We start from the raw sequence: 4,724 nt of genomic DNA on the forward strand, positions 1-4,724 counted from the left end.
GATGTATCGAGTTAAACAGTTACTTGGTGGTCGTTTAAGTTTAAGACATTACAATGCACAAGTGAGAGAAACTTACGCGATGATAAAAGCGTTGAACAAGCTCACTGGGTTAGGTATGCCTGAAACTTGCCGTATTGACTAAGAAACGCACGATATGGGGCTGCTCTGTCTCTAAACTGAATTACGCAACAAAGCCGTTATTAAACTCACTTTTTGGTCTACTGACACGCCTTTTTACAGTAAATAAGTAAACAATATGAGTCAGCAATATATAAAAGTAGTTGAAATGCTTTGCCAAGAGCTCGGTCTAGAGGCAGCAAACACTGAAACGAATAATGTGACAAGCATTAAAGTAGGAGAGCAAGAGTGCCACATTACCGAACACCCAAGTGGACGTTTGATGATGTTAAGTAATTTAGGTGAACTCAACAAAAACAATGCTCAGGTTTTGCTTGAAATGAATATGTTTAGCCAAGATGAGAAAAAACCAGTTGTTGGCTTTGATAATAAAAGTAATAACCTCATTCTTTGGAATCATCAGCCTATCGTTCAAGCCGATCGGTACACGGTATATCAACAATTGGAATTGCTCAGCCAATACTATGAACAAATAACCTCTCTAGCTAACAATATAGAATCAAAATCTATCGACAAAGAATCACATTTTTACCCTACAACTTTTCGCGTTTAATTGTATTAACCTAATAAACTGCAGGGAGCTGAAATACTATTACAGCTAGCGGTCTGCTCTCAACTTGCTTCACACGCAAGTTGATTACAGTATTCCCTAGTCACATCGGGATGCTTGGTTCAGGAAGAGCTACTTGGTTTGAAGGCGAGGCAACAATTCTTGCTCCATTGGTACTACATCAAGAATTATTAACAAAGTATGTAAACAAAGACAACTAGCCCTTTGAGAGTGTGTCACTGAATCAGTTTCATCATCAACGTTTTGTTCAGGACTGATTTAGGAAATCCGAAAGGGACTTATCAGTACCAAGGAAGATGAATAAAGCTGCATGGAATAAAGATTACAGAGCCTCCGTTCTGTTTACATCAGATTAACAAAGTACATTCGTGCCCTTATTGAGACCATAAAAGGAATAGAATCACGCTTAAGAAGCGCGAATGCCGAAGAACTGCGTATTTTGGTAATTGCGATCTGACTGAACCTTACGTAATATATAAAAAATATCAACCAATAATAATATAAAAAACACCTGTTTAACCTATAATAACTATTAACATTTAATGAAAGGACTGTTTTTATGTCAGTACGCCAAATTGTAGATGAGGTTCTGATAGAGTTTTCTCGTCGAGTAGGCTTGCCTGAATTACATTTGACTGAAGACGAACTGGGGTTAGCTTTTGACGATAAGTTAAGAGTGCATTTAATTTTTCACTCTAAAATAGAAACACTTCAACTAGAAGTAGAGATTGTTGACCTACAAATTGTTAATTCTGATCTTTATCGTTCTTTTTTGTCATTCAACTATCACTGGTCTGAACATCAACTATTTTTTAGTCTAGATAATCACAGGCACAAGCTGTGTTTAAACAGGTTGCTTCGTGCCGAAAAACTCGACTATGAGCTGTTTGAGAGTGGACTTGCTGAACTGCTCACACAGAGCGAATCTTGGGAGTCCTTGTTGTCTGCTCATGTCGTAACAGAAGTTTCACCGTCTATGCTTCAGAGCTCAGACTTAAGAGTTTAGGTACCTTATGTCCAACGACATCAAACCAAAAATAAATGATATATATTTCAATAACTTAGAGAGCAAAGGACAACCTCCCCTCGCAACGCAAGGCACCTTTCTGGGGCGAACCGTTGTACAGACTAGTCCTGGAGAGCGAGAGGCGAATCGAGCCAACTCCAAACTGGAGTTAAGTGAGTTGTTGTCGATGCATGCGAATGTGGAAATTTATAACTCAATCTTAAGCTTCGAAAAAGACCCTCATTCTGTACAAGCCTTATTGAATAGAAAAATCCAAGTGATCAGTCAGTCTCAATAAAAACGACCATAAATCGAAATCGGCCCTAGTTTTGAGCCTTGTGTAACTATCCTCAACTTGTGCGTTGTAATGACACAGAGTTAAAGCGGTACTAATAGCTGTAGCACACAATACACGCTGTTTCAGATAGTGGACACTTGTGATAGTCAAATTTTTGCTTCCCGTTTTTTTGAGCCGTGAAGCTTAGGTAGCCAAAGATTCAGCACTACTTAGACGCCTATCTTTGTAGGGGAAAGGTAATCCTCATTGTTTACATGCGTTGCCGGAGGAGAATAACTCCATCTATAAAGCCGTTTAAAAAACTTCTTACTCTCATCACCTTCTAATATTGTTTAAAATCAATGCATACATAGATGTAATGACGATTTATGCCATAACTAAAGCTGTTTTACGATAAATGCGACGTTGTTGTTTAATTCAGTTAAGAAAAAGAGTTATTTTAACACACTTCTATCGATTTGACCTTCAAACTTAAATTGCAGACACCACCTTAGTTGGTGGTATCTGCGTTAGTTATTATATGTTCAGAAAATCAACTATTAGACGCTCGCCTCTCATTTGCCCTACAACACCAGACTACATAAAAATTTGCGTTTTTATATTTATTTCTACTTCAAAACTTCCGCAATATCCGCTGTACCGTTTAAGTAAATAATTGGCACTCCAAGTTTTTGGGCTAGGGGCTCAGCATGCTGCTTGAATAACTCGTACTTATCATTTTTGGATAACAACGTTTCTCCTTTCCAATCGGCTAAATCTTGGTGAGAGGCTGTTGGGGCGCTGTCGTTGAGGAAAAACCCTGCTATTTCCACCTTCTCGGTTGCCTTCTGCCCCTCGTGGAGATTTACACCTCCAGACGTACAGATAAGAATTTCATTGCGCATCCCATAGGTTTTCTTCAGGACTTCACTTGGAGTGTTGGTATGCCTTTGATGTCGCGGTAATTCCTTTTTTGCTAGTAACCCTGTACGTTCATAGTCAGGCATTGCCTCATAGCGGGTCTTTGTAGCGTTCTTATCTGAGACGTTGACAAGATCTTCAGTCCGATCAAGAAGACCAATGTTGGTTTCCGACATCAGATCGTTTGGACTAGCGGCAATAACATTTTGTTCCGGAACTTTCAGAATTACACCAACGGAGCCATAAGTGAAAGTCTTGCTCTGGTTTACGATACTAGTGCATGCTACATCCCAGGAGGTTAGCGCACTTTCTGCATCAATACTAAAAACGCCCTTCCCTTCCATCAAGTGAGTTATTGGTGCGGTGTGGACAATAAACTGAAAATCTTGTTTTGACTGGTGCCCACGCACTCCCATTTCACCACTTACTACTGTAGGATCTGTAAAACCTCCACTATCCCACGAGCGCACAAAGTTTTCCTGAACTGCTGGGTTATCGGCTTTTTGGTGTAACGCTGCGGTCAGCTTTTTAGCATCTGAGGATGAAGCTCCTTGACCATGTAATGCTTTGATGAAACCTTCTTTCATCCGGCTTATCAAGCCCCCCTTGTTCTGTCTGATTACATGCATATCTCGAATTTCGAACTGTCGTCCGTCATCAAGAGTAAAACCTCCCTTCGCTTGTTCTTTGTTCATTGCTGTCATTGCTGTCATTGCTTCATCCATACTTATCGTGATAGCAGTTTTTTCTCCTGTGGTGGGTTGTTTCAGTGTAGGTCCTGTTGGCGCGATATCCTGCAGTAGTTTAGCTTTGTCAGGCTGAACCTTTAGTTCATATGGACTCTTGGTATGAGTTGAAGTGTTTGTGACATTAGTCGTTTGAACTGGATTCAATCCAATAGGCATGAATATTTATCCTTTTATAAGCTGTTGAGAATAAGGCATGGTTACTTCATTTATCGGTTCTGATACCGAACTAAATTGAGTTCTAAGAGTACTCATAAGCACAATGAAGTTGTTCATCGTGTTCTCAAAGTCGATTTCATCGCAATCAACTAAGCTAAGCTCATGAATGAGAAGCAGTTTATTTTGATGCGTCGCTAACCAACAACGTTTCATCGTATCCTGTTGTCCGTTCAGTACCATACTGCTGCGGAGTATATACAATTCATCCTTCATAGAAATATCCGTTATCTCACCATGAAGTAGAAGCTCCTGTCCATCTTCAGAGAGTTGGACCAGGAGGGAATGAGCCTCGTCTACCCGCATATGGCACCGACGGTCAATTAGAGTTAGCTGCTCGTTGATATTTCTCAGCCAGTATTTGACATTACTTTCTCTGTCCATTTTATCCTGTTCAATTTGTCATGGTTTTACCACTTAGATTAACGTGCAACAAAAAAACGGCAATCATATGTAGCCGTTATTTTTTATGTTTCTACGGGAACAGTTTCGATGGTCTCCGTAAAATGGTCGGAAATAGCATTTTCACCCTCAAATTACATCATCTTAATTATGTTTATCTAATTGAATTTTGTATACTTTTTTAAAGTTTTGGTAAATGATTATAATTTGCTTAGCCAGCCAAAAGCGAGACCCAATTCCATAGGCATTGGAACGTAAATGAGTTGGTTAAGTGGTAAGATTAGCTTTGTTTCGCAATTCAGTGGAACTAAATTAAGAATCTACGACCTGAGCAGCTACCACCACTCTCTCTCGTAGCCCTATACCTAAACCTCGTTATAAAACAACCAACTGGAAGCAAAATACAATCAATAACTCATTAACCGCGGCTCTTTGACCTTTTGGATT

General features: G+C 39.6%; 5 protein-coding genes and 2 pseudogenes. 5 read left to right on the forward strand and 2 right to left on the reverse strand.

Annotation, left to right across the window (positions count from 1 at the left end; all coding sequences use genetic code 11):
* From AB4589_RS20280 to exsE2, 5 genes and pseudogenes are all read left to right on the forward strand, one after another.
* A pseudogene (locus AB4589_RS20280) lies at positions 1-142 on the forward strand (IS5/IS1182 family transposase); the annotation flags it as partial.
* 114 nt (positions 143-256) lie between these two features.
* On the forward strand, positions 257-691 hold the full coding sequence (locus AB4589_RS20285; protein ID WP_017098094.1) for a CesT family type III secretion system chaperone: 435 nt from the start codon (positions 257-259) through the stop codon (positions 689-691).
* A gap of 254 nt (positions 692-945) precedes the next feature.
* Positions 946-1,065 (forward strand): annotated as a pseudogene (locus AB4589_RS20290) (ISAs1 family transposase); the annotation flags it as partial.
* A 203-nt stretch (positions 1,066-1,268) separates the two neighbouring features.
* Positions 1,269-1,715 carry a type III secretion system chaperone gene (locus AB4589_RS20295; RefSeq protein ID WP_017098095.1) on the forward strand — a complete coding sequence of 149 codons (447 nt, stop codon included), beginning with the start codon at positions 1,269-1,271 and terminating at the stop codon, positions 1,713-1,715.
* A gap of 7 nt (positions 1,716-1,722) precedes the next feature.
* Positions 1,723-2,013: a T3SS regulon translocated regulator ExsE2 gene (gene exsE2 / locus AB4589_RS20300; RefSeq protein ID WP_017098096.1), complete on the forward strand. Its 291-nt coding sequence runs from the start codon at positions 1,723-1,725 to the stop codon at positions 2,011-2,013.
* Positions 2,014-2,621: 608 nt separating this feature from the next.
* Here the strand turns inward: exsE2 and AB4589_RS20305 are convergent.
* Together AB4589_RS20305 and AB4589_RS20310 are read right to left on the reverse strand one after the other, a co-directional pair.
* Positions 2,622-3,818, reverse strand: coding sequence for a hypothetical protein (locus AB4589_RS20305; RefSeq protein WP_017098097.1), 1,197 nt, complete (start codon positions 3,816-3,818; stop codon positions 2,622-2,624).
* Positions 3,819-3,824: 6 nt separating this feature from the next.
* On the reverse strand, positions 3,825-4,259 hold the full coding sequence (locus tag AB4589_RS20310) for a CesT family type III secretion system chaperone (RefSeq protein ID WP_017098098.1): 435 nt from the start codon (positions 4,257-4,259) through the stop codon (positions 3,825-3,827).
* Between the last annotated feature and the right edge of the window lie 465 nt (positions 4,260-4,724).

The sequence above is a fragment of the Vibrio sp. 10N.222.49.A3 genome, from assembly GCF_041475145.1.
GTDB classification, from domain to species: domain Bacteria; phylum Pseudomonadota; class Gammaproteobacteria; order Enterobacterales; family Vibrionaceae; genus Vibrio; species Vibrio tasmaniensis_A.